This window comes from uncultured Olegusella sp. (assembly GCF_947253395.1).
GTDB lineage: Bacteria > Actinomycetota > Coriobacteriia > Coriobacteriales > Atopobiaceae > Olegusella.
In genome coordinates this window covers 1-23,214 of the sequence record NZ_CAMXYY010000009.1, presented here as the reverse complement: position 1 = coordinate 23,214, position 23,214 = coordinate 1, and the positions used below count along the sequence as shown (strand labels likewise).

Annotated in this window: 21 protein-coding genes; 14 read left to right on the top strand and 7 right to left on the bottom strand. The window is 49.8% G+C overall.

Annotated features, from left to right (window positions below):
- Nucleotides 1-13: 13 nt before the first annotated feature.
- The 9 genes from Q0X25_RS01880 to uvrB all read left to right on the top strand — a co-directional run bounded on the left by Q0X25_RS01880 (nt 14) and on the right by uvrB (nt 8,137).
- Nucleotides 14-466 carry a hypothetical protein gene (locus tag Q0X25_RS01880; RefSeq protein WP_298578698.1) on the top strand — a complete coding sequence of 151 codons (453 nt, stop codon included), beginning with the start codon at nt 14-16 and terminating at the stop codon, nt 464-466.
- Nucleotides 447-1,076, top strand: a complete 630-nt coding sequence (gene coaE / locus Q0X25_RS01875; protein ID WP_298578697.1) for a dephospho-CoA kinase — start codon at nt 447-449, stop codon at nt 1,074-1,076. The genes Q0X25_RS01880 and coaE overlap by 20 nt, the downstream gene beginning before the upstream one ends.
- Nucleotides 1,077-1,211: 135 nt before the next feature.
- Nucleotides 1,212-2,186 carry a glutamate ABC transporter substrate-binding protein gene (locus Q0X25_RS01870; protein ID WP_298578695.1) on the top strand — a complete coding sequence of 325 codons (975 nt, stop codon included), beginning with the start codon at nt 1,212-1,214 and terminating at the stop codon, nt 2,184-2,186.
- A 62-nt stretch (nt 2,187-2,248) separates the two neighbouring features.
- Entirely contained in the window at nt 2,249-2,908 is a 660-nt protein-coding gene (locus Q0X25_RS01865) for an amino acid ABC transporter permease (protein WP_298578694.1), read from the top strand.
- Complete coding sequence (locus Q0X25_RS01860; RefSeq protein WP_298578693.1) at nt 2,905-3,747, top strand: amino acid ABC transporter permease; 843 nt, start codon at nt 2,905-2,907, stop codon at nt 3,745-3,747. The genes Q0X25_RS01865 and Q0X25_RS01860 overlap by 4 nt, the downstream gene beginning before the upstream one ends.
- Nucleotides 3,748-3,802: 55 nt before the next feature.
- Nucleotides 3,803-4,555, top strand: a complete 753-nt coding sequence (locus tag Q0X25_RS01855) for an amino acid ABC transporter ATP-binding protein (RefSeq protein WP_298578691.1) — start codon at nt 3,803-3,805, stop codon at nt 4,553-4,555.
- A 61-nt stretch (nt 4,556-4,616) separates the two neighbouring features.
- The gene (locus tag Q0X25_RS01850) at nt 4,617-5,375 is read left to right on the top strand and encodes a gamma-glutamyl-gamma-aminobutyrate hydrolase family protein (RefSeq protein WP_298578688.1); all 759 of its coding nucleotides are present in this window, start codon (nt 4,617-4,619) and stop codon (nt 5,373-5,375) included.
- Nucleotides 5,376-5,431: 56 nt separating this feature from the next.
- Entirely contained in the window at nt 5,432-5,848 is a 417-nt protein-coding gene (locus Q0X25_RS01845; RefSeq protein ID WP_298578687.1) for a hypothetical protein, read from the top strand.
- Between the two features lie 6 nt (nt 5,849-5,854).
- Nucleotides 5,855-8,137, top strand: coding sequence for an excinuclease ABC subunit UvrB (gene uvrB, locus Q0X25_RS01840; RefSeq protein ID WP_298578686.1), 2,283 nt, complete (start codon nt 5,855-5,857; stop codon nt 8,135-8,137).
- Nucleotides 8,138-8,187: 50 nt separating this feature from the next.
- Here the strand turns inward: uvrB and Q0X25_RS01835 are convergent, their stop codons facing one another.
- From Q0X25_RS01835 to Q0X25_RS01810, 6 genes are all read right to left on the bottom strand, one after another.
- Nucleotides 8,188-9,660, bottom strand: a complete 1,473-nt coding sequence (locus Q0X25_RS01835) for a polysaccharide deacetylase family protein (protein WP_298578685.1) — start codon at nt 9,658-9,660, stop codon at nt 8,188-8,190.
- 55 nt (nt 9,661-9,715) lie between these two features.
- Nucleotides 9,716-11,416: an NAD(P)/FAD-dependent oxidoreductase gene (locus Q0X25_RS01830; RefSeq protein WP_298578684.1), complete on the bottom strand. Its 1,701-nt coding sequence runs from the start codon at nt 11,414-11,416 to the stop codon at nt 9,716-9,718.
- 12 nt (nt 11,417-11,428) lie between these two features.
- On the bottom strand, nt 11,429-12,718 hold the full coding sequence (locus Q0X25_RS01825; RefSeq protein WP_298578683.1) for an aminoacetone oxidase family FAD-binding enzyme: 1,290 nt from the start codon (nt 12,716-12,718) through the stop codon (nt 11,429-11,431).
- A gap of 3 nt (nt 12,719-12,721) precedes the next feature.
- Entirely contained in the window at nt 12,722-13,591 is an 870-nt protein-coding gene (locus Q0X25_RS01820) for an Mrp/NBP35 family ATP-binding protein (RefSeq protein WP_298578682.1), read from the bottom strand.
- A gap of 99 nt (nt 13,592-13,690) precedes the next feature.
- Nucleotides 13,691-15,847: an LTA synthase family protein gene (locus Q0X25_RS01815; RefSeq protein ID WP_298578680.1), complete on the bottom strand. Its 2,157-nt coding sequence runs from the start codon at nt 15,845-15,847 to the stop codon at nt 13,691-13,693.
- Entirely contained in the window at nt 15,844-16,839 is a 996-nt protein-coding gene (locus Q0X25_RS01810) for a glycoside hydrolase family 25 protein (RefSeq protein WP_298578679.1), read from the bottom strand. Before Q0X25_RS01810 ends, Q0X25_RS01815 begins: the two co-directional genes overlap by 4 nt.
- 203 nt (nt 16,840-17,042) lie before the next feature.
- Between Q0X25_RS01810 and Q0X25_RS01805 the strand changes: the two genes are divergently transcribed.
- The 4 genes from Q0X25_RS01805 (at nt 17,043) to Q0X25_RS01790 (ending at nt 20,080) form a co-directional block, all read left to right on the top strand.
- Nucleotides 17,043-17,411: a helix-turn-helix transcriptional regulator gene (locus tag Q0X25_RS01805; protein WP_298578678.1), complete on the top strand. Its 369-nt coding sequence runs from the start codon at nt 17,043-17,045 to the stop codon at nt 17,409-17,411.
- A gap of 3 nt (nt 17,412-17,414) precedes the next feature.
- Entirely contained in the window at nt 17,415-18,494 is a 1,080-nt protein-coding gene (locus tag Q0X25_RS01800; protein ID WP_298578677.1) for a nucleoid-associated protein, read from the top strand.
- Between the two features lie 108 nt (nt 18,495-18,602).
- A complete protein-coding gene (locus Q0X25_RS01795) occupies nt 18,603-18,926 on the top strand; it encodes a glutaredoxin domain-containing protein (RefSeq protein WP_298578676.1) in 324 nt (107 codons plus the stop codon).
- On the top strand, nt 18,923-20,080 hold the full coding sequence (locus Q0X25_RS01790) for a glycerate kinase (protein ID WP_298578675.1): 1,158 nt from the start codon (nt 18,923-18,925) through the stop codon (nt 20,078-20,080). The genes Q0X25_RS01795 and Q0X25_RS01790 overlap by 4 nt, the downstream gene beginning before the upstream one ends.
- 34 nt (nt 20,081-20,114) lie before the next feature.
- Here the strand turns inward: Q0X25_RS01790 and Q0X25_RS01785 are convergent, their stop codons facing one another.
- Nucleotides 20,115-21,536 carry a lipopolysaccharide biosynthesis protein gene (locus tag Q0X25_RS01785; RefSeq protein ID WP_298578674.1) on the bottom strand — a complete coding sequence of 474 codons (1,422 nt, stop codon included), beginning with the start codon at nt 21,534-21,536 and terminating at the stop codon, nt 20,115-20,117.
- A gap of 194 nt (nt 21,537-21,730) precedes the next feature.
- Here Q0X25_RS01785 and Q0X25_RS01780 point away from each other — a divergent pair.
- On the top strand, nt 21,731-23,214 hold a 1,484-nt coding region (locus tag Q0X25_RS01780), incomplete at its 3' end, for a phosphoenolpyruvate carboxylase (protein WP_298578672.1).

The window sequence follows — 23,214 nt, the reverse complement described above, 5'->3', positions numbered from 1 at the left end:
TGTTTTATTTAGTTTGCTCGGATATATAGTTCGTTTAGGCGGAGTCGCTCTGTGTGACTCCGCTTTTATTCGTGACCACAATGCGCTTAAGTTTGCCCAGCGCAAGCAATTGATGCAGGATGTGGTGGCTTACTTTAATCAGCGCATAGGTGCCGAAGTTCTTAGTATCGATATCCACGGTCACTATCACAATCTGGCAGATATTGTGTTACTTCCTGAAAATGCGCCTCTTATTGAGCGTGCCCGCGCTGCATACAAGGCTGTGGGCTACGAAATGAAGTGTATTCCCATGCGAGGCGGTACCGATGGTTCTCAGCTTTCTTTCCGTGGGTTTGTATGCGCAAATTTTTCTGCCTGCTATTACAATGCACATGAACCCATGAAATTTGTTCCGGTAGGCGAGTTCGAGAGTATGGTTGATATGCTCCAAGAATTGGTGGCGCTTTATGCCCAACCCAATGCTTAAAACACGCAAAGCGCGGATAGTATTTCTCGTAGGTGGTATTGCTTCGGGAAAGTCAAGCGTGGCAGCTCAACTCGAACGCTTGGGTGCCATACGCATTGATCTTGACCAAATTTCGCGCGAAGTATTGGTTCCTGGCTCCATCTTGCTTAAAGATATTGCAAAAGAATTTGGAGCAGATCTTATTCAGGCAGATGGAAGCCTTGACCGACACAAGTTGGCCCTCAGGGCTTTTGCGACAGCTGAACATACGGAGGCCCTTGAGGCACTCGAGCTGCCTGCAATTAAAAAGAAACTCGTAGAACAAATCAAACGTATTCAGTCAGCCCCGATACAGGCGCCCTGTATTGTGGTTGAGGTTCCACTTCCCAATAAAATGGGACCACTTTTGGAGCTCGCAGATGAGGTGCTTGGCGTTATCTGTCCGCGAGAACTTCGTCGTATACGTGCTATTGGTCGTGGTATGAGCGAGCAGGACTTCGATCGGCGTGCTGCTCGCCAACTCAGCGATGCTGATTTGCTGGTCCTCTGTGACACTACACTCGATAACTCAGGTGACCAAGAAAGTCTCAAAGAGCAGCTACAAAAGTGGTGGAACGAACGTTTTGTGTAGCATTTTTTAGCATCACGTAATGAGCAAGTTACACGATGATTTTTGCAGGTATGAGCAGAACTCGACTTGGGTACAGTAAAAACCTAAGCGAGCATTCTGTCCGATGAAGCTTGCTCATCACGAAAGGATGTACTTATGGCAACTCTAGACTCTAATCTTTCCCGTCGCCAAGTCTTTGGTTTGGGTGGTATCGCCTCTGTTGCCGCCTTTGGTCTTGCAGCTTGTGGCGGTCAGCCAGCTGATGCACCCAAGGATAAGGATGGAAGTGCTGTTGACGAGACGGTACAAATTGATGCCAAGACCTATGATGATGTGATTTCTGCTGGTACTACCGCGGATGATGCTGCAATTACAGCCAATAGCTGGGCAAAGAAGATTAAGGATGCTGGTGAGTTTCGCGTTGGCGGCGTTGATACGTCTACGTTATTTGCCCTCCGCGATCCCGAAACTCAAGCAATTCGCGGTTTTGACGCGGGCCTTTATCAGCTGCTCACCCGTTACATTTTGGGTGATGAGTCAAAGGTAAAGTTTACACAGGTCACCTCTGACACTCGTGAGTCTTTGCTTCAAAATGACAATGTCGACGCTGTTTTTGCAACGTATTCCATTACTGAAGACCGCAAGAAGCTGATTTCTTTTGCAGGTCCCTATTATGAGAGCCAACAGGGCATTTTAGTGGCAGCTGATAATACTGATATCAACGGTATTGATGATCTTGCAGACAAAAATGTGGCCGCTCAGTCTGGCTCTACCGGCCCCTCCATTCTTGAGAAAGAAGCGCCCAAGGCACATATCCAAGAATACACGACTGATGAGGAAGCTCGTCGCGATCTTGAGCAGGGTCGCGTTGATGCGTACGTTATCGATATGACCATGCAGGTTAGCTCTATGGCTAAAAATCCTGGTAAATACCGTATCGCTGGCGATGCCTTTGGCCCTGTTGATGCCTATGGTATTGGTCTTCCCAAGGATTGTGATGGAGTCAAGTTTGTAAATGACTGGCTCAAAGCCATCGAAGAGGATGGTACTTGGGAGAAGCTCTGGAAAGTTTGCATTGGCGATCGTACCAACATCAAGGAGATTCCTACGCCTCCCGCAATTGGGGCCTAAGTTTTTGTAAGTTTTGGCCCCCGTGCTATGAGCGCGGGGGCTTTATTTTGGGAGGAGTGTGAATGGGGATTTCCGAGCTGCTGGCAGAGTATGGCAGCAAATACCTCTTGGCTCTTTTGAGTACCTGGCAGCTGACCCTGATCTCATTCGCCCTGGGTATGATACTTGCTATTGTGGTGACCATCATGCGCGTGTCACCTGTCAAGCCACTGCGGATGCTTGGTGACTTTTATGTACAGGTATTTCGCAATATCGCAGGTGTTTCTCTGCTTATCATTGTCTATTATGCTCTGCCGTATTTAGGTTTGGTGCTCAAGCCTCTGACCTGTGTAATTATTACGGTCACTCTCATTGGTTCGGCTTTTGGTTCTGAGAACTTTATGACAGGCATCAACACAATTGGCGTAGGTCAAATTGAGGCGGCGCGATCTATCGGTTTGAGCTTCTTCCAGATTATTCGTCTTATTGTGGTACCTCAAGCTTTGCGTTCGGTGGTGCTGCCCATGACCAATCTGCTGATTGCGGTCATGCTCACGACAGCGTTAGGGTCGCAGATTCCTCTTAATCCTCAAGAACTGACGGGCTTGGTGAGCTACATCAATACTCGTACTACGGGTGGTATTACGACCTTTTTGATTTCTGCTTTGGGATATGTCCTCACAGCACTGGTGATGGGCTATGTTGGCAATCGCCTTGACAAGAAGGTGAGGATCCTGCGATGAGCGTACATGTTTCTGTACGTGATTATCTTTATGAGGAGCCAGGCCCCAAGACGCGTCGTGCCATTCGCGTAGGCACGGCCATCTCGGTGCTCGCGCTTGTAGCTCTGCTTGCTTTGATAGTGCGCAGTTTTGCGGTAGCAGGCCAGTTGGACCCAAAGTACTGGTCTTTTTTCCTTTCGCTTGCAACCTGGCGTTTTTTGGGAATGGGACTTGTCGGAACTATAGAAGTGGCGCTTACTGCTGGCATACTTGCATTGGTACTGGGCTTTATATTGATGTTGATGCGAATGAGCTCCTATGCTGTCCTGCGGGGTATCGCACGCGTCATCACGGAGTTTTTCCGTGGTGTACCCAGCCTGTTGCTGATTTACTTTTTCTTTCTCGTCATTCCTCAGTACGGTTTCAAAATGAATACCTTCTGGATGATTACGACGCCTGTAGCACTGGCGGCATCTGCGGTACTTGCTGAAGTTTTTCGTGCAGGTATGAATGCAGTTCCTGTAGGTCAGACAGAAGCAGCACTTTCTTTGGGTATGCGGCCTTTCATGGTCAAAATGAAGATCGTTTTTCCTCAGGCCGTACGCATAGTTATTCCTTCATTGATTTCTCAGCTGGTAGTTGTAGTGAAAGATACAACCGTTGCCTATGTGGTGAGCTTCCCTGATATGCTGCAAAACGCTCGCGTACTCATTGCTAACTATGATGCCTTGGTATCGACTTACCTTGTCATTGCCGTGGTTTATATTTTGATTAATTATGGTGTCAATCAGCTGGCCATATATGTTTCCAAGCGCAGTGGCGGAACAATTGTAACCCAGACCAACATTGACCCTGTGTGAGCTGTATGCGCGCGGCCAAGAGGATTTTGAGCTCAAAATACGAAATGGAGTCATCATGAGCAGTATCGAGCAGACCCCTGTCATAGAACTTCGTCATGTTGACAAACACTACGGTCAGCTACATGTACTCAAAGATATCAATTTGGCGGTTAATAAGGGAGAAGTGCTCGTTGTCATTGGACCGTCTGGCTCGGGTAAGTCGACTATGTGCCGCACTATTAACCGCCTTGAATGTATTGATTCTGGTGAAATTCTCATTGATGGCCAGGCACTCCCGCAAGAGGGTAAGGAACTTGCAGCCATGCGCGCGGAATTAGGCATGGTATTTCAGAGCTTCAATCTCTTTGCACATAAGACCATTCTTGAAAACGTCACGATGGGTCCGGTTGAGGTGCTCAAAGTGCCCCGCAAAGACGCAGAAGAACGTGCAATGGCTTTACTGAGACGTGTGGGTGTAGCCGAACAGGCAAACAAAGTGCCCGCACAGCTTTCGGGCGGTCAACAGCAGCGTGTAGCTATTGCACGCTCCCTTGCAATGCAGCCCAAAGCGATGCTTTTTGATGAGCCTACCAGCGCTCTTGACCCCGAGATGATCAACGAAGTACTTGATGTGATGGTTGAGCTTGCGCGTGCGGGTATGACCATGATCGTCGTTACCCATGAGATGAGCTTTGCTCGCCGTGTGGCACATCGCGTTGTTTTTATGGCGGATGGAGAGATTATCGAGCAGGGTAGCCCTGATGAATTCTTTGATCATCCCAAGACTGAGCGTGCTAAGGAATTTCTTGACTCAATTATGGGACATTAGGCCCCTATTGGTGATAGGGTAGTGAGCGTTTGTAAGACGAGCTTTCAAGGAAGGTTGTAGTGTGGATAAGAAGGTCAAGCGTCCGAGGATTTGTGTTCCGCCCCGCATGGAAGAGCGGATTGCTCCTGTGCCGGTTGATAATTTGCTCGCTCCACTTGAGGGCGGTGCTTCTGACTTTGTTGGCGCCATTATCGCTGCGGGTGGTATGCCAGTCTTAATGCCTATGACTCATGATGAATCTTTAATCGCTGAGTATGTGGAATTCTGCTCTGGTTTGGCAATCCCTGGGGGAGAGGACGTGGATCCTGCACTGTGGGGTAGTGGGGATTCCTACGACGAGAGCCTGCTCAATCACGACCGCGATCAGCTTGAGCTTGCGCTTATCAAGGGTTTTCGTGCCGCAAATAAGCCCATCTTTGCCACCTGTCGTGGTATGCAGATACTCAATGTTGCCTATGGCGGCAGCCTCGATATGGACATTGAGAAGCGCCAAGCTTTGCCCGGAATGATGCTTTGGCATCACACAGGTATCTTGGCATCGCCAGCACATCCCATTGATATCGTTGAAGGCTCCTTGCTCTATCACTGTGTGGGTGATGTCACTACAGTGCAAGCCAACTCTTCGCATCACTGTAGTGTTTTGAAGCTGGGCAAAGGGCTCAATCAGAGTGGTCAAGCCACTGATGGCATTCCGGAAGCGATTGAGGATCCCCGTGCACATTTTGTACTCGGCGTACAGTGGCATCCTGAGTATACATGGCAGCACAACGAGACCGATGCGTGCATCTGGCGTTCGTTTGTTGACGCTTGTAGAGCTTAGCCAGACTACACACAGCATTCACGTCTATACTTGAGCTGACAAACAAAGGAGTTCCTATGAATGACAAGTTGTATGAGTTGCAGCAAAAAATCAACCTCTGGATGCAGGGGCGTAATGGCGCTGACGCCCTGAGCAATACGAGTATCTGGCTAGGTATTATCCTTTATATCATCGGATTGATTTCGCATGTAACTGCGCTGAACTTTATCGCGTTGGTATTGGTGGTCTATGCCTTTTTCCGTATGACTTCGCGCAGTCTTGATGCACGTGCCAAGGAAAATAAGGCGTTTCTCAAGCAGGTTGCTCCCTTGCGTCCTTGGTTCAAAAACCCCGTCGCTGCGTGGAAAGAGTTCCGTGGCTATAAGCACTTTAAGTGCCCTCATTGTGCCCAACGTATGCGTGTTCCTCGTGGTCGCGGCAAACTACGCGTCAGCTGCCCCAAGTGCCACCACAAGTTTGAGTGTGAGTCCTAGTTCACCATGCCCGAAGATGTCAAGCAATTCAAATTACAGGGTCATACCGCTGTAGATACTGTACGAGAGCGCTTTGGCGGGGAGCTGAAGCGCTTTGGTTTAGACCATGGGGATACGCCTCTTAAGGTGGTATCTGATTATGCTCCTGCAGGTGATCAGCCCCAGGCTATTGCGAGCCTTTCTCAAGGTATCCGCGATGGTTTGCGCTATCAGACTCTTTTGGGTGTAACGGGCTCGGGCAAAACCTATACGATGGCAAAAACTATTGAGGAGCTTAATCGCCCAACACTTATTATGGAGCCCAACAAAACGCTGGCAGCTCAGGTTGCAAGTGAGATGCGCGAGCTTTTTCCCAATAATGCTGTTGTCTATTTTGTCTCGTACTACGACTATTATCAGCCTGAGGCCTATGTCCCGCAGACTGATACCTTTATCGAAAAAGATGCTTCCATTAATGAAGAAGTGGAGAAACTCCGCCATCAGGCAACAAGCTCTCTGCTTTCACGTCGAGACGTTATTGTCGTTGCATCGGTGAGCTGTATCTATGGTATCGGTAGTCCCCAGGATTATGCAGGTTTGGCACCTAATATCAGCAAAGATATACCACTTGAGCGTGATGAACTTATTCGCAATCTTATTGATGTGCAGTATGACCGAAACGATTATGACCTTGCTCGTGGTACCTTCCGAGTGCGTGGTGACACAGTTGATGTGTATCCACCCTATGCAGACAATCCCCTGCGTATTGCTTTTTTTGGTGATGAGGTAGAGACCATTGCCGAGATAGATAAGGTAAGTGGCGAGATTGTACGCGAATTTGATGCAATTCCGATTTGGCCTGCAAGCCACTATGTGACCGAACAGCCCAAGGTACAACATGCGTTGCAGTCTATCAACGAGGAGCTTGAAGCACGTGTGGCTGAGCTCAAAGCGCAAGACATGCTCCTTGAAGCTCAACGTCTCTCTCAGCGTACGGGCTATGATCTTGAGATGCTTGAAACCATGGGTTTTTGCTCGGGTATTGAAAACTATAGTCGCCACTTGGATGGACGCCGTCCAGGCGAGCCTCCCTATACCCTTATCGACTATTTTCCGCGTGATATGCTCTGCATTATCGATGAGAGTCATGTGACGGTACCGCAAATCCGTGGCATGTATGAAGGAGACCGTTCGCGCAAGGTGACCTTAGTGGAACATGGTTTTCGTTTGCCATCCGCGCTGGACAACCGACCTCTGCGCTTTGATGAGTTTGAACAGCGTATCCCTCAGTTTATCTATGTATCAGCAACGCCAGGTGATTATGAAGAGAAGGTTTCTCAAAAGGAGGTTCAGCAGATTATTCGTCCGACAGGCCTGCTTGACCCTACCGTAGATATTCGTCCTGTACGTGGGCAGATTGATGATTTGATTGATGAGATCAAAGCACGTATTGCGCAAAAAGAGCGTGTGCTGGTAACTACGCTGACCAAGCGCATGGCAGAAGATCTCACCGATCACCTGCTTGATGAGGGTATTCACGTTAATTATATGCACTCTGATACCGCAACACTTGACCGTGTAGAGATTATTCGCACGCTTCGTGAAGGCAAGATTGATGTCCTCGTAGGCATCAATCTGCTACGTGAGGGCCTTGATATTCCCGAGGTATCGCTCGTTGTTATTTTGGATGCCGATAAGGAAGGTTTTTTACGCAATCGTCGCTCGCTTATCCAGACTATGGGTCGCGCTGCTCGAAATGCTCATGGCGCTGTCATTATGTATGCCGACAAGATGACTGACTCGATGAAAATTGCTATCGATGAGACACGCCATCGACGTGAGCTGCAGGAAGCGTTTAATGCTGAGCATGGGATTGTGCCGCAAACTATTCACAAGAGTTTTGATGATATTAGAGGTTTTATTGAAGATGCAGAAGTAACGCTGGCGGGTAAGGATCGCTCTCGTGGTGATACGCTTGGTCATGGCGCTTTTTTTAGCGGACAAGATGGATCTGGCCTTAAGGCAGCGGGAAGCGATGAATATGCAGCTGCCGAGATATTTGCTGCAGAACTCGCAGATCTTCCTGCTTCCGAACGCGAATCTTTGCTTGCCTCATTGGAGTCCGAGATGCAGCAGGCTTCGGAGGAGATGGACTTTGAGCGTGCAGCGCGGCTACGCGATCAGCTGGTAGCTATTCGCACCCGTCTCGAGGGAAGCAGTGCTGAGGACGTTATTAGCCGTCTTAAGAAGACCGATCGTAAGGGTTCTGCTCATGCAACAAGAAGACGGTACCGCCCGCGTAAACACTAACGCGTTTGGCACCGTCTGCGCATACCTCGTTCAAAGTTGGATGAGTTGCCTTATGCGCTTGCTCCGTCGTCAGGCTTGGACTTATCTGCCTTGTCGTCTGCTTTGCCGGCATACTTGTTATTAATCTCAAATAACTCGTCAATCGTGACAAACTTAAAGCCCTGTTCCTTGAGATAGGGAACAGCGTTTTTGACCGCCTCAATAGTCTGAGTACGATCTCCACCACCGTCGTGGCAAAGGATAACCTGTCCTGGTTTGGCCGACTTGATGGTGTTTTCGATGCTTTGAGCACCAGGACGGCTCCAGTCCTCGGTATCGAGGTTCCAACCAATCTCCGCGTCAATCATGCCACTGAGTGTATTGACAATCTCACCATAGAAATTGCCACCAGGCGCGCGGAGAAGATGGGTTACCTTGGTACCCAGGCAATCTTCAATGGCTTGAAGGCCTTTGGTGACTTCATTTTTTTGTTCTTCAGCAGTCATATAGGTAAGGTTGACACCCTGACCTGCACCCGCAGCGTGATCCCAGGTATGGGTAGCTATTTGGTGTCCTTCGGCATGCTCGCGCTTAACGGTATCGGCATGCTCAGCGACCTGATTGCCAATAACAAAGAACGTGACATGGATGTCGTTTTCTTTGAGAACATCCAGCAGCTGAGGGGTGGTCTCCCAAGGGCCATCGTCAAAGGTTAAGGCGACGACCTTTTCATCGCCTACATTTGCATCAATGATGTGGTAGCCAGCGTTAATTGGTTCTTTGGTAGTCTCGCTGACAGTCTTGCCTGATACCTTGCCTGTGCGTGTGGTTTTTTCACCCTCGCTACCCTTGCTGTAAACGTGTAGTGCAGCTCTGAAGTAGCTATCGAGTGTGCTGAAATCATCACTTTTGGTCTCAAAAGGAATCTTTTCAGTCTTTTCGCTATAGTCCTCGGTAGTATCGGCACCATCAGAGATGGTTACTACCGCATTAGCAACTAGTTTGCTTGCAGGATTATTAGTCTTTTTGCCATTGATGGTGGCGGCAAATATATCACCTTTGCCTTCGGCAGCGACACTGCCATCAACTGCCATGAGGTTGCCGGGTTTGGGAGAAGCAAGACCATCGTTGATGGCAGCTTGCAGGGTAGTGCCTGCGCTGACACGATAGGTAGCCCCATTGATGCTTACATCAAAAAGAGGTGGATTGCGTACAAGGTAGACACCTGTAGCGCCTACGCCTGCGACAGCAGCAAGTGCAGCTGCTGCCTTGAAAAGTCCACGGCGGGTCATACCATCCGAAGATTTGCTGCTTGCATAGGCAGACTGAGATTGCCTGCTGTATGCGCTGGAATCCAACAGATGTGCCTGATTGGAGGCGGTACGCCGAGTATGCTGCACACGGTTGCTATGAGTAGCTCGACGCGCTTGGGGAGCAGTGCCCGCGGCATGAGTGGCAGCATGACGCTGAGTTTGACGTGGGTGAGGGCTGGTATTGGAATGGCTTTGCCTTTGAGGCTGAGGGTTGTGTTGCATCTTATCCATAGTTACCCCTTTGAAACTTCTAGAACTGAACTTCATAGTAGCAGTTCATGCAAAACTAAGTTGTAGTTTTCCAACTCTCCACCAAAGCAGTTGCAATACGGATGCCATCTGTAGCTGCACTCATGATACCTCCTGCATAGCCCGCGCCTTCACCTGCAGGCCATAAGCCTGTGCAAGATACAGACTGCAGGTCTGTCCCACGAATAACACGAACAGGAGAGCTTGAGCGTGTCTCTGCTGCAGTAAGAATCGCAGTTTCTTCATTAAAGCAAGACAGACGACGTCCCATCAGAGGAATTGCCGCACGCAGTACCTCACTGACATAGTTAGGGAGGCACGTATCAACTTCTCCCCATACAACACCACGAGGGTAGGTGGGCATTACGTCACCTGCTCCGGTAGAGGACTGACGCGCGAGAAAATCTCCTACGAGCTGAGCTGGGGCTGCGTAGTTGGAACCACCCAGCTCAAAGGCTTTGTGTTCACAGCTGCGCTGGAGTTTAATGCCCTCTAAAGGGTCATCTCCTGGCAGGTCATCAGGAAACACATTGGCAAGCAAACCAGCGTTGGCATTGATGCCATCGCGAGCAGCAAAACTCATACCATTGGTGACTACAGCATCTTTTTCGCTTGTGGCAGCTACCACATAGCCACCAGGACACATGCAAAAGGAAAATGCGCTTCGCCCTCCAATGCGTTCAAGTTCTGGTGGAAGATGGGCAACGAGTTTATAGGGTGCGGCTCCAAGGATGGGATCGCCCGCAAAACGTCCATATTGTGCACGGTTAACATCTGCCTGTAGATGTTCGATACGTACTCCCATAGCAAAAGTCTTGCGTTCAAGGGCAATGCCCTTGTCTTGAAGCAACGCAAAAACATCACGCGCAGAATGTCCACAACTAAGCACAACATCGTTGGTGTCGATTTGCTCTTCTCGAAGGCTGCCATCAGAGAGAGTTTGAGCCACTTTGATACCCGTAATACGGCGTGCTCCCTTGCTGCCTTTGTAGATAATATTGGTCATACGGCAACGGCAACGCAGCTCTCCGCCCAGCTCACAAATGCGCTGGGCAATGTGGGTGACAACCTGAGGGAGCACATCACTGCCTACATGGGGATGAGAGTCCCAAAGGATATCTGCTGAGGCGCCCGCTTGAACAAAAGTATCAAGTATCAGTCGGTGTAGTGGGCTTTTGGTACCTGTGGCAAGTTTTCCGTCCGAAAATGTGCCTGCACCACCCAGCCCAAACTGGATATTGGATTCACCATCGAGCTCCGCTCCATGATTGAACGCATCTACCACATGGCTGCGTCGTCTCGCAGCATCACCGCGCTCAATCAGAATAGGCTTCAATCCCGCTTCTGCAAGCGCAAGTGCGCAGAAAAGACCAGCGCAACCAGCCCCTACAACAACAGGGCGTTTGTGAGTGAGCAGAGCTGGTTCAATATGTGGCCAGTATAAAGGCGCCTCTTCTACCTGCTTGACGCCACTCTTGTCATGGCGGTGTTCCAAGCGACGCAGAAGTTCACGCTCGGCATTGGCTCCACCGCGCAGAGTTGCCCTGAGCGTGTAATTGAGTTTCAGACGGTCTTTCTTGCGTGCATCTATAGAACGCCGCTGCAAAACAACGGAAGTTATATCATCGGGAGCTAAATGTAGGCGGCGAAGCAGGGCGGCACGACAAGCTCGTATCTCTGCAGTTTTGTCAGCATGCATATCGCGTGGGGAAAGCTGGATGCCTGAAACCTCAATCATGTACCTTGCCTTTCACACTGAGTGCAGCTGAGCTGCTGCACTGCCGGCTACCATGCCACTTTTCCATGCCCAGGCAAGGTTAAAACCACCACAATCCGCATCAATATCGAGCGCTTCTCCACAGGCAAAAAGGCGAGGGTAGCTTTGAGTTGCAAGCGTTGTCGATTCAAACTGATGTATATTGAGGCCACCACGGGTGACTTGTGCCAATTCAGGATGAGCAATACCACTGACGCGTAGCGGGAAGCCCTTTACCAAGCTAAGAGCATAACTCAAAGGATCTGCTTGCACAGCAGAGTCGGGGGCGTCTGCGCGCGTATCGTTTGTGAGAGTCCATCGCTTGCGTGCCAGCTTGATAAGCTGTGTTGCAATCAGAGGGTCAAGTACCCCATCAAGACAACCATCAATGAGCTTTCCGCTGAGTTGGGGATCTGCAATTTGACGCAGTTCAGAGGCGTTATAGTCGGGGGCAAAATCCAATGTAATCACATCGTTTGGCTGAACATGACGGGAGAGATTAAAGCACACAATGCCTGAGATGCCATAGTCACGCAGTAAGATTTCTCCGCGCTCACGGGCTTGAGGAAAGGCGTCCCGATAGATGTGAGCGATGACTTGGGCTCGTCTTCCGCTCAGACTTGCAAGGGGAGAATTTTTACAGGCAAGTGGTGCGAGTATAGGCGATTCTGCAACAAGTTCTAGATCTAGGCCTGCAGCAATGTGAGAACTTACGCCACCACCCACGGCAATAATGGCTGCGCAAGTGTTTATAGAGCAATACTGTGCAGGCTCTCTCGTTTCATCGGAAATCTTGATAGTGCAGGCGCCATCATGCATTTCGAGTTGCTCGACTTTGCGTCCACAGGCAACAATCACACCAGCTCGTTTTGCGCGGGCAAGGAGCACATTGCGTACGCTCGCTGCCTGACGTGACACGGGATAGAGGCGATCTTCTTCAAGTGTCCAACGCAAGCCACAGGCGTTCCAAAAACCCAGCACATCATTAAGCCAGCTGCCGCCGCAAACTTCAGCAACAAATTCAGGATGGTTGTAGTGCTTTGGCGCAAGTGAAATATTTGCCAAATTGCAGCGACCATTCCCCGTGGCAAGAATACTCTGAGCTGCCTGCAGTTTTTGCTCGATAACAACCGTCTTGGCACCTGCCTCAGCAGCTGTTATGGCGGCAACCATTCCAGAGGCACCTCCACCAATGATGCAGACATCACAGTTTTGCGGGAGGGTAGTGCTGTGTGCCTGAGCGAGCAGAAGCGCTTGTTTTTGCGCGCGTGAAGATCCTTTCATGTCTTAGTTCCCAAAAAGAGAGCTGGCTTGCACGATGCTCTTAACAGCATCTGGCAGCAGATTTTCGGGCAGATCTTGCTCAAAGCTGCCTTTGTCACAGCTTGCTGCCAGTGTAGGATCAATGGGCAGGGACCCCAACAGCGTCAAACCATCGTGCTGAGCGGTTTTGGCAGTCTGGCTTGGTCCAAACACCTCGATATGCTTGCCGCAATCGGGACAGATGGCATAAGCCATGTTTTCAACTAAACCAAGTACGGGGACATTCATTTGCTGTGCCATATTGACAGCCTTGGAAACTACCATCTGTACTAAGCCCTGGGGTGCGGTAACGATAATGAGGCCATCGATAGGTACCTGCTGAAAGACGGTGAGCGCAACATCGCCCGTTCCAGGAGGCATATCGACAAGTAAGTAATCAATCTCGCCCCATACGGTCTCTTCCCAAAACTGCTTGAGCACACCCATAAGGATGGGGCCACGCCACAGCACAGGATCCGTTTCATTTTCGAGTACAAGGTTGGTTGATACTATGCGGATGCCTCCCTTGGTAGTGACGGGAATCATCATAGAAAGTTCTGGGTCGCCCATAATGCGTTCATCCGATAAGCCAAACATCTTGGGTATGGAAGGACCCGTAATATCAGCATCTAGGATGCCAACCTTGTATCCCTTACGGGCAAGTTCGCAGGCCAAAATGCCCGTGACGATGGATTTGCCCACTCCGCCCTTACCAGAAACTACGCCGATAACATGCTTTATGCGACTGTACTCGTTGGTCTTAAAATAGAAAGACTCCTGGGGAGCCTTACCAAAGGTTGCTTCAACCTCACGACGTAGCGCCTCTTCCTCTTCGGGAGTCATTTCATCTGTCATGAAGTATCCTCTCTCGGTAACGTTCATCGATGCTTTAATCCTACCCGCTTTGTAGGTACATCACTCAAGCAAAACGAGCTTTATGTGACTTTTTGGCACTTAGACAAGGCTACCAAAGTCTCGGTAGGAGAGATAATGCAGTTCTTGCAGGGTTTTTGCGGCTGCACCGTTCGTCTTCTCATCAAGGCCATGCCAGGTACCTTTAAGATCGCGGTAGCCAAAAAGATTGAGTCCGAAGAGCTGATCACGGGCACCAAGCTGGGCTTTTTGATGTGGTGTGAGCGGTACGCCTATCTGCTCAAGGCTTTGCGCGGCAAGGTCAGAAGCACTAGCGACTTGGTTTTGTGCCGCTTGGCTGCTGCCTGCGATTTGGTAGTTTGCCCAGATGAGGTAGTCACTTTGGTATAGACGCTCCTCGTGCGTTACTGTGTCTTCACCGATATAGAGAGCATCATTGATGACATTGGAAAAATAGGGTTGATGATCACCAAAAAAGACAAGCAAAACAGGGCGGTCGAGCTTGCGTAGCTGGCTGACAAAGTCTTTGAGAGCTCGATCGGATTCTCCAATGCAAGCAAGGTATTCTTTGATGAGGCAATTGGTGTTGTCGTCGAGCTTGGCATTGCCAAAGCTTGTGTATGGCATCATTTTGTCGGCGGGAATGCCACCTTGGTCGTAGCCACTGTGATTTTGCATCGTGACCGTAAAAATAAATTGTGGCTGCTCGCCAGATTGTAGTATGTCCAAAATCTTGTCGTAACACGCTTCATCACTCACGGCATTGTGGAAACTCTTTGCATCCTTAAAATCGTCAATATCGTAGAAATGCTCAAACCCCATGGCCTTATAGCTGCGATCGCGATCCCAATTTGAAGCGAGATTGGGATGTACGGCCAAACAACGATAGCCCTGCTTGGCAAGCTGACGGGGCAGAGTTGCAACCTTCGTGAAATCATAGAGGGTGTAAGGATATTTGCCGTTACCCACAAACGCCATGGATTGCCCGGTAAGAAATTCAAATTCGGTGTTGCACGTGCCGCCACCATTGACGGATACGGCGAGTTTGCCACGCCTGAGGACATTGGAAAAACCCTGCTTGAACCACTCGGGTCCCAGGTAGCCACCAAAATCGTCGTAGAGCGTAAGGTCGGTAAAGGTTTCATTCATGACAACTACGATGGAAGGCTTTTGCTCTTTCCACTGTGCCTGAGCTGCAGAAAGTCCGGGGTTTTTGTCTGCGGTTTTTTCGTAGCGACCAGCGAGCTCGTTTTCCGCTTTTTTGGCAGCTTCGACAGAATATCCCGCTGGTTTTTTAATGGGCAAATCTTGAGCTTCTGCGATAAAAGAAGGGAGGAAGCAGTACTTTTTGTGATCAAGAAGCTGCCACTCCCACCAATATTCGACCTTGATATGCAATTGATTTTGGTAGTTAGGGACCAGCAGCATAAAGGCAAGCGCAAGGGCTGCCAGTCCCGCAGCACTCCAATGACGTAAAAGGCGAGAAGCAAGACTTGTGTGGCTCTGCTCGTAATATAGAAGTGAGCAGCAGAAAATACCTAGCGCCGCACAGCTAAAGCCGAGAAGCATATGTGCTTCGAGTTGGTAGTTGTAACCACCACTTACTGCTGCAGCAGTGCCTGCTGCGTAGAGGTCGCCTATGCTTAATACGGTACCCTTAAACGTCAGTACAAAGCCTTGCACCATCCCAATACATGTAAAAGTTATTACACCGAGAGCAAGAGCAATCCCTGACCCCAAAAAGAGCTGGTGTATCAGGAGTAAAACGAGCAGTATGAGCAGTAGTTCCAATGCTGCAGCATGTGGCAGGACAAAAGGAAAAAAAGTATTCCAGCTAAGTTCAAGTGCACACAAGGTGCTGATGCAAATCCAGAGCAAAAGTTTTGCTTGTACACTGAGCCAACTCTTTTTTCCGCGGAGTTTTTCGCGTTCGATTTGTCGTTCGTAAAGTTGTGGCGCAATAAGACGACGGCGCAGGCTTGCATGTCCGCAAAACCATAGGGTATAGGCGCTAATTGCAGCGATGAGGACGCTATCTGTATAAGGCCAAATCAGCAGGCAGGCAGCAATTATTCCAGCTATGACAGCAAAAAGGCCAGACCAGAGGACATCGCTTACACGTGGTATTTGCGTATGGTTTTGCTTGTCTAGGTGGTGGCGTGCTTTTGCTATTTCTGCGCAGAGTACGACTGCAGATGCCGTGAAGGTTGCAGCCGAGATGAGCGCCTGCGGTGTCATTTGTTAGCTTTCTTGAGAATGGGTGTGAGATCAAGGTCAAGATCAACGGGTCCTTCAATGCCGGCTACGCTACCTGTGCTGGAGTACTGCCAGATAGCCATCCGAATTGAGGAGGAGGGCACACTAGCGTACTCGGCATACCAAAAACCGCGAGAAGCGAGTTTTTCGGTATCAAAGCCCATAAGTCCACTCGCATTGCCGTAGACCATAGCAGAATAACCAGCCTCTTCGATGCGCTCACAGAAGGCAACAGCTACGGCAGTGCGCTCATCAAAACTCATCTCCTTAACACGTTCGGTTTTGAGGTTGCCTGTCTCAAAGTCAAAGACAATAGGATAGGAGATGGTGGTGTTTTTGATGGCATTGAGCACAAGGTCTGCTTCTTCACGAGCTTCATCGACGCTCATTGCCTGTGAGTAAAAATACACGCCAAGCTTAAGTCCCGCTGCGCTTGCGCCGGCGAGGTTTTTCTCGGCAGTCTCATCCTCAGCAATTTTGCCAATATCGGCACTGCGGTAGCCTACGCGAATGTAAGCAAAGTCAATGCCGTCAGCAGCCACACGCTCCCAGTCAATGGTTCCTTGATGCTGGGAGACATCGATACCCGTATAAGAGAGGGTTTTCCCGTCTGAGACATACGTGATGCGACCCTTATTGTCAGTTTTAAGCTTTGACCAGTCATAGGGGTTGTCATAGAGCTTGGAAGCATCAACGCCTGTATTAATTTGGTTTTGAGTGGCGGGTGCCTGGCAGGCGACCAAACGAAAACCCATAATGACTGCTGCTACTACCAATACGAGCAATACGGGTAAAAACGTAGAGGAATGCCTACGCTCATTACGGCGACGCGGGTTGGCGGGCTTGCGGCGAGCTGCAGCATTACTATGGCGGGCATCAGGGCGCTGCCTTGAGGCGGAAGAAGTTCTTCTTCTTGCCCGGGCGGTATTGGCACTGAAGTGTGCATGACGCTGTCTGTCTCTGTGCGTTGGCATGTGCTTGCGTCTTCTAGCTGACAAAAGCTCACCTCCTTGTCTGCTTTGCGTGGCTTGTGTGTACAGGCCTCATATCTTGTTTATCAACGGCAGCGATCTTGGGTAATCGTGTCGATGTAGAGTTCTCTCCCCTGTAGTTTAGCGCGCCTCTCAAAGACCTGCGATATACTCACAAACCAAGACAAAGTTTATGGAGGATGCTCATGTTTGAAACACCTCATCATTATGAAGAAAAGCCAACCTTGGCCTCAGATGCCGAGCTGTGTGAGCTGATAAAAGATGATGATTTAATCTATACCGCGACGCAAATTTTTGATGCGCTTTCGGATTATACGCGCTTTAGGATTTTGGGGGCGCTGTCAATGGGGGAGCGCAGCGTCAAGGAGCTCGAAGAGGTGTGCAATGTGTCCCAATCGGCGGTCTCGCATCAGCTACGTTTGTTGCGCGACCGCGGTCTTGTGTCGGCGAGGCGCGAGGGTCAGCGGTCGGTGTATACCATTGCGGATGATCATGTAAATACACTTTTGCGTGTCGGTCTAGAACATGCCGGCCATACGTTTGAGGGAGTTTAGTAGATGCTCAAGGTAGACCATGCAGTGCTGCATGTTTTTGATTTAGATACGGGTTCGTGCATATTGTCTGAACGCGAATTAGATTTGAGTGAGCGTCAGCCGCGCTCGTATGTGCAGCGCATGATGCGCAAGGCAACAGATAGTCCTGATAACAACACAGCAAGACTTGAGACAACATCAAATTTGGGATCCGAATTGTTGCGCTATGCACAAGGCATACGAACTCTTGTAGACCTATCGCAAGATATTGCTCGCGAGCTATGGGAACAGCTGCGCCTGAGTGAAGAGGCGGTGCCCTGCGATTTGCTCGTAGCTGACTTTACTGATACTGAGGCGGCACATGCAACTTTGGGGACAAAAATCGATGTTGATGATGAGCTGCCTTGGGATGATGAAAAAGGAGAAGATCGTAGTCGTCGTTTCTTGGGCATTATGTTGCTGCCGCGTAAGCGCGCCTTTGTGCATCAGCTGATGGATAGGGATGGCGTCTCAGCAAGTGGGCTTTCAACCAATGATTCTGCTTTGCCCAATCCTACACAGAAATTGTCGCACTACATGGTGATCGATATGGACACTTTCGAAGTAGGTATCGTTGACGAAAAGATACAACTTGCCGGCAATCCTTGGCACCTGCTTTCTCAGACCTTGTTGCACTGCACACCAGCGCCTTCCCCACGCAAGGTAGTAGATACGGTGGTACGCATTGCAGGCGATATTGCTGAGCAATACGGTGAACCAGCGGCGCTTGCTATAGCTGATGCCAAAGATTATGTGACCCATAGTGCACAGCAAGATAGTGCGATTACACCGCGTGAGCTGGGTGAGCAAGTATTTGCAAACAAGCCCGAGCTTGCAAGTCGTTTTGCAGCGGCGGTGCAGGAGGAAGCTTTGCCCGAAGAAGTTCACTTGCGTGCCTCGACAGCAAATCGTTTGGCAAAAAGTCACCGCATACGTACGGATACTGGTATCGATATTACCTTCCCGTCTGCCTATGCATCCGACCAGCACTACATTGAGTTTGCACAGGACCGTGAGGGCGGCATCCAGATTACTATTCATGCCGCACACATCGAAAATCGTTAGTTTTTGCTTAGTCCGCTTGGCGAGAGTTTGAAAGCAAGGCGCGTGGGTAAGTTTTATATTGGTTGTAGGAACGTACGATGATGTGTTGTTGATGAGAGATGAGAAATTATGGCAAAGCTTGAGCTTTTTTATAAACCAGATTGTCCGTGGTGTCACAAGGTCATGGATTTTATGGATGCTCACCATATCGAGCTTGAGATGCACGATATTTACGCTGAAGAAGACGGCGATGCCGAACGTGCTCGCCTTATTGAGATTGGTGGCAAGCGTCAAGTACCCTGCCTTTTTATTGATGGCAAGGCTCTCTATGAGTCCAGCGACATTATTGCTTATTTAGGTCGTGAGTTTGGCATTGCTGAGGATATCTCGGCAGATACGGACATTCCTTCAGGCACTGCTTGCTCGATTGCGGGTGGTTGTAGCTTCAAATGAGTAGTCTGCCTCACATCGACACCAAGGTTTTGATAGCCACTGATTCCTTTAAGGGTTCTGCGACCAGTGCAAAAGCGGCTGAGCTCATAGCACAAGGTGTGCAGCGAATCTGTCCACAAGCTCATGTTCGTTGTGTACCTATCGCTGATGGCGGGGAGGGTACAGTTGATGCGCTTTTGGCCACGCGGGGTGGCGAGCGAAGAACGCTGCAGGTAGAAGGTCCTCTCGGGGGGCAGATTGATGTTTCATACGGTGTTTTGTCTGATGGCTCTGCTGTTATGGAGGCTGCTTCTGCTGCAGGTATCGCCCTGAGCTCTTGCAGCGAAGAAGATGCGTTGCATGCCTCAAGTTTTGGTCTTGGACAGATGATTTTAGATGCGCTTGACCGTGGGGTAGGTCGTATTTATCTAGGCTTGGGTGGTACTGGCACAAGTGATGGAGGAGCAGGTCTTGCCCAAGCACTGGGTGCTCGTGTGTTGGCACTTGATGGCAGTGAGGTTACTCGAGGCCTAGTTGGTTTGCGTGATGTTGTGCGCATTGACCTTTCAGGCTTAGATTTTCGTCTCAAGGTAACCGAGATTATTCTGCTGACCGATGTGACAAATCCTTTATATGGGCTTGATGGTGCAATCCACGTATATGGTCCTCAAAAAGGGCTTCCCCAAGACAAGTTGGGTATGTTTGATTCGTGGATGGTACGCTACGCCCATGCGATGATGGAATCGGTGGGTAAGGATATATCCCGCATACATGGTGCAGGAGCTGCAGGTGGTCTGGGGTTCTGCTTGGCTGCTTTGTGTGGGGCTACTCCCAAACGTGGCATCGAAGAAGTGCTTAATGCCATTGATTTTGATCATATGTTGCGCGGTGTTGATTTGGTAATTACAGGTGAAGGCCGCATGGATGCGCAAACTGCCTCAGGCAAGGCTCCGGTAGGCATTGCTCGTCGAGCGCGTTCACGTGGTATCCCTGTGATTGCTGTGGTTGGCAGCCGTGCAGATGACCTTGGTGCGGTTTGGGGCCAAGGTATCGACTTGGTAATTCCTGCGCTCACAGAACCCATGACGTTGGCACAAGCTTGTGCCAGAACAGCCATCTCGTTGCCACTTGCTGGCGAAACAGCCATGCGTGCGTTTATGCTTGGACACCACTGACCCGTAAGGCGTTTTTTGATGATTAGTCGCACGCCTAGGCACGACGACGGATGGTGACATATTGGATAGCGAGCAAGATGAGCAAAACGCCCATCGTGACCAACGAAGCATAGATGGCACCCCGCAGTTTGAGTAAATGCACCAGGCCATATGAAACGGGCACCGAAATTGCAAACCCTAAGGTATAAAGCTTGGTTACCGCTTCTTGTTGGCGTACTACGGTAATAATCTGATACAAAAAGTCGATAGCGGCAGCAAGGCCGCCCGAGATAATCATCGCGTAGATGAGGTCACCAAAACGCTCAAAGTCAAGACCATAGCAGAAGCTCATGACTTTGATGCCAATGACGTTCATAAGCAACGCAACGATGGCAGTTACGGCGGCAGTGACTCCTAGCACGGCAAGAATGATGACGTCAAAGCGTCTTCTGCCACGTGGGTCTGCCCAGACATTTGCGAGGCGAACAAGCTGTGGCTTGTAGACAAAGCCGATGGTCATGATGATGGCATGTGCAGGGAAATAAATTGCGTTGTAGTAGAGCTGGTTGTCATAGGACAAAGCGCCTTCCATTGCAAACTTGGGCATGTTGTCGATAACGGCATAGAGGAAAAGTGCTGCTGCAGCGGGAAAACATTGGATAAAGATTTCGCGAATTTCGACGAATTCGGGCGCACGCGATTTGGGCGTTTCAAGGAGTGCCAAAGGTAGCGTTGCAAAGAGAAAAGTTGCTATAGCACCAATCAAAAGTGCCATACTTGCCGTAGCTAAATTACGGGTCAACAAGAGTACAGCGCTGCAGGCAATGAAGGTTACAGATGAGCGCAACGCCTGAGAAATGCCTGCTAGATAGAGTTTGTCTTGCTGTTGTAGACGTCCTTCATAGACATCGGCTAAGGCATCTATCATGCGGAAGCCAAAAACGCCAAAGCAAATCTGATTCATCTGATGGTCGTATCGGTGCAGTGCACACCACACAACACCTACTGCAACCATCAAGGCACAAGCCAAAAAACGCTGGATCTGATATGCCGCAAAGCTCTGCTCTTCGTGTACATCAGAAACTTGGAAGGTGCGCGCTCCATAGTTGCCAATAAACATCAACATCATGCCAGTCACGTATGCCATCGAAAACATACCGGCACCTTTGACGCCTACGAGCTGTGTGACCACAACTGTGAGAAAAGGAAACTCTGCACCCCAAGCAGCTAGGCCAAGCGAGTTCCAAATGTAGTCGCGTTGTGTGCGCCCTGCTCCATAGAGCTCTACCGCATCGCCAAATTCATGGCGGGTAACCGATTGCAGCAAGCGGTCCCACCAACTGTTGATAATGCGTACTAAAGGCGAGGGCTTATGTTCTGCGGGACTTGGTCTGCGAGCATTACGAGCTGCACGAACGCGACGGGCTTGGGCAGCACGAGCACGTCTTTGCTGAATAGTGGAAAATGCTTTGTTCACTCAAAACCCCTTTTGCGATTGTTTGTCTGGAACTGATTGTAAAGCTCAAGTTTGAATATGACCGTAAATTCTGAGTTTCTTTAAGGTCGAGATAAGGTAACACGCGTGCAACGCGACAAAATCGCGCTATGGTATCTGGGTATGTGCAAAAAGCGCAACAACTTGCGCTTATATACTGCACGGAAGGAGCAATGATGCAAGAACAGGGGAGTACGGTACCCCAGGGCAAAAGTGCTGCTGCACGAGCGTTTGATGCGGTAAATGTGCCCGATCAGATTAAAGACAACCTTTCGCTTTTTCTGCGTTTGGTAAGCACCATCATCCAAGAAAATGATCCCAGCTTGCTTGCAACCTTTGAGGACCTGCTTGCTGCTGAGGCAGATTTATATAACAAGAGCTTAGATACCAGACAGCGCGAAGCGATCTTTGAAGATGCGGTGAGTATCATAGATTCGCTGCCGACCGAACAAGCAACACTCTTAATGCGTGCGTTTGCAACTTTTTTTCATTGCGCAAATATTTGTGAGGAGAGCTATCGCGTACATGCGCTTAAGGCTCGCGAGGCCGAACACAAGCCCTCTGTGGAAAGTGATCCTGTCAACGAGCTAACAGTTGCTTATCACGAACTCACTCTTGAGTGTGGTAAAGAGGAAGCAGATCGTCTGCTTGAGCGTCTAGAGTTTCACCCGGTGTTTACCGCACATCCTACTGAGGCGCGTCGCAAGGCAGTCGAAGCTAAAATTCGTCGTATTGCCGATTTGCTTGAGGAACGTTCGCGTCTATCAGGCATTGGCTTGGTGGAAAATGAACGCCTGATGTTGCAGGAAATCGAGGCCCTGCTGCGCACTTCTCCCATTGCGCTCAAAAAACCCACGCCTGTTGAAGAGGCTGATACGATTTTGGGTATTTTTGATGCGACGCTTTTTGATATGGTGCCTGAGGTATATCGACGTTTTGATGACTGGGCACAGGGAGATAAGGCCGGTCTGCTGCCGCCTAAATGTCCCGCGTTTTTCCATCCCGGAAGCTGGATTGGCTCTGATCGCGACGGCAATCCTAACGTAACAGCCAAGGTGAGCCGGGATGTAGCTGAGAAATTCCGCGTGCATGCGCTTGAGGCGTTGGCACAACATACCCATGATGTGGGCCGCAATATGACACTTGATGTGTCAACAACTCCAGCGTCTGCAGAATTGCTCAATCTGTGGAATCATCAAGTTGAGATGAGCGAGGGACTCACGAGTTCTGCTCTTGAGCGCTCGGCGTTTGAGACTCATCGTGCTGTTATGCTGGTAATTTCCCAGCGTTTGCGCGCAACGGTGAGCCGCACAGCAGACGTGATGTATCCATCTGCGGAGGTATATATAGAGGATTTGCAAGTAGTGCAACGATCGCTTGCTGCGGCAGGGGCCGTGCGCACTGCGTATGGTCCCTTACAAAAATTGATTTGGCAAGCGCAAACCTTTGGCTTTCATTTGGTTGAGATGGAGTTTCGTCAGCATTCCGTCGTGCATGCTCGAGCGCTGGCGGATATCCATGAACATGGGCGTTGGGGCGAACGTGGCCAGCTCAATCCGATGACTCGAGAGGTACTGGATACCTTCCGTGCAGTCGCGTGGATTCAGCGGCGCAATGGTGTCAATGCTGCGCGCCGCTACATCATCTCGTTTTCTAAAAC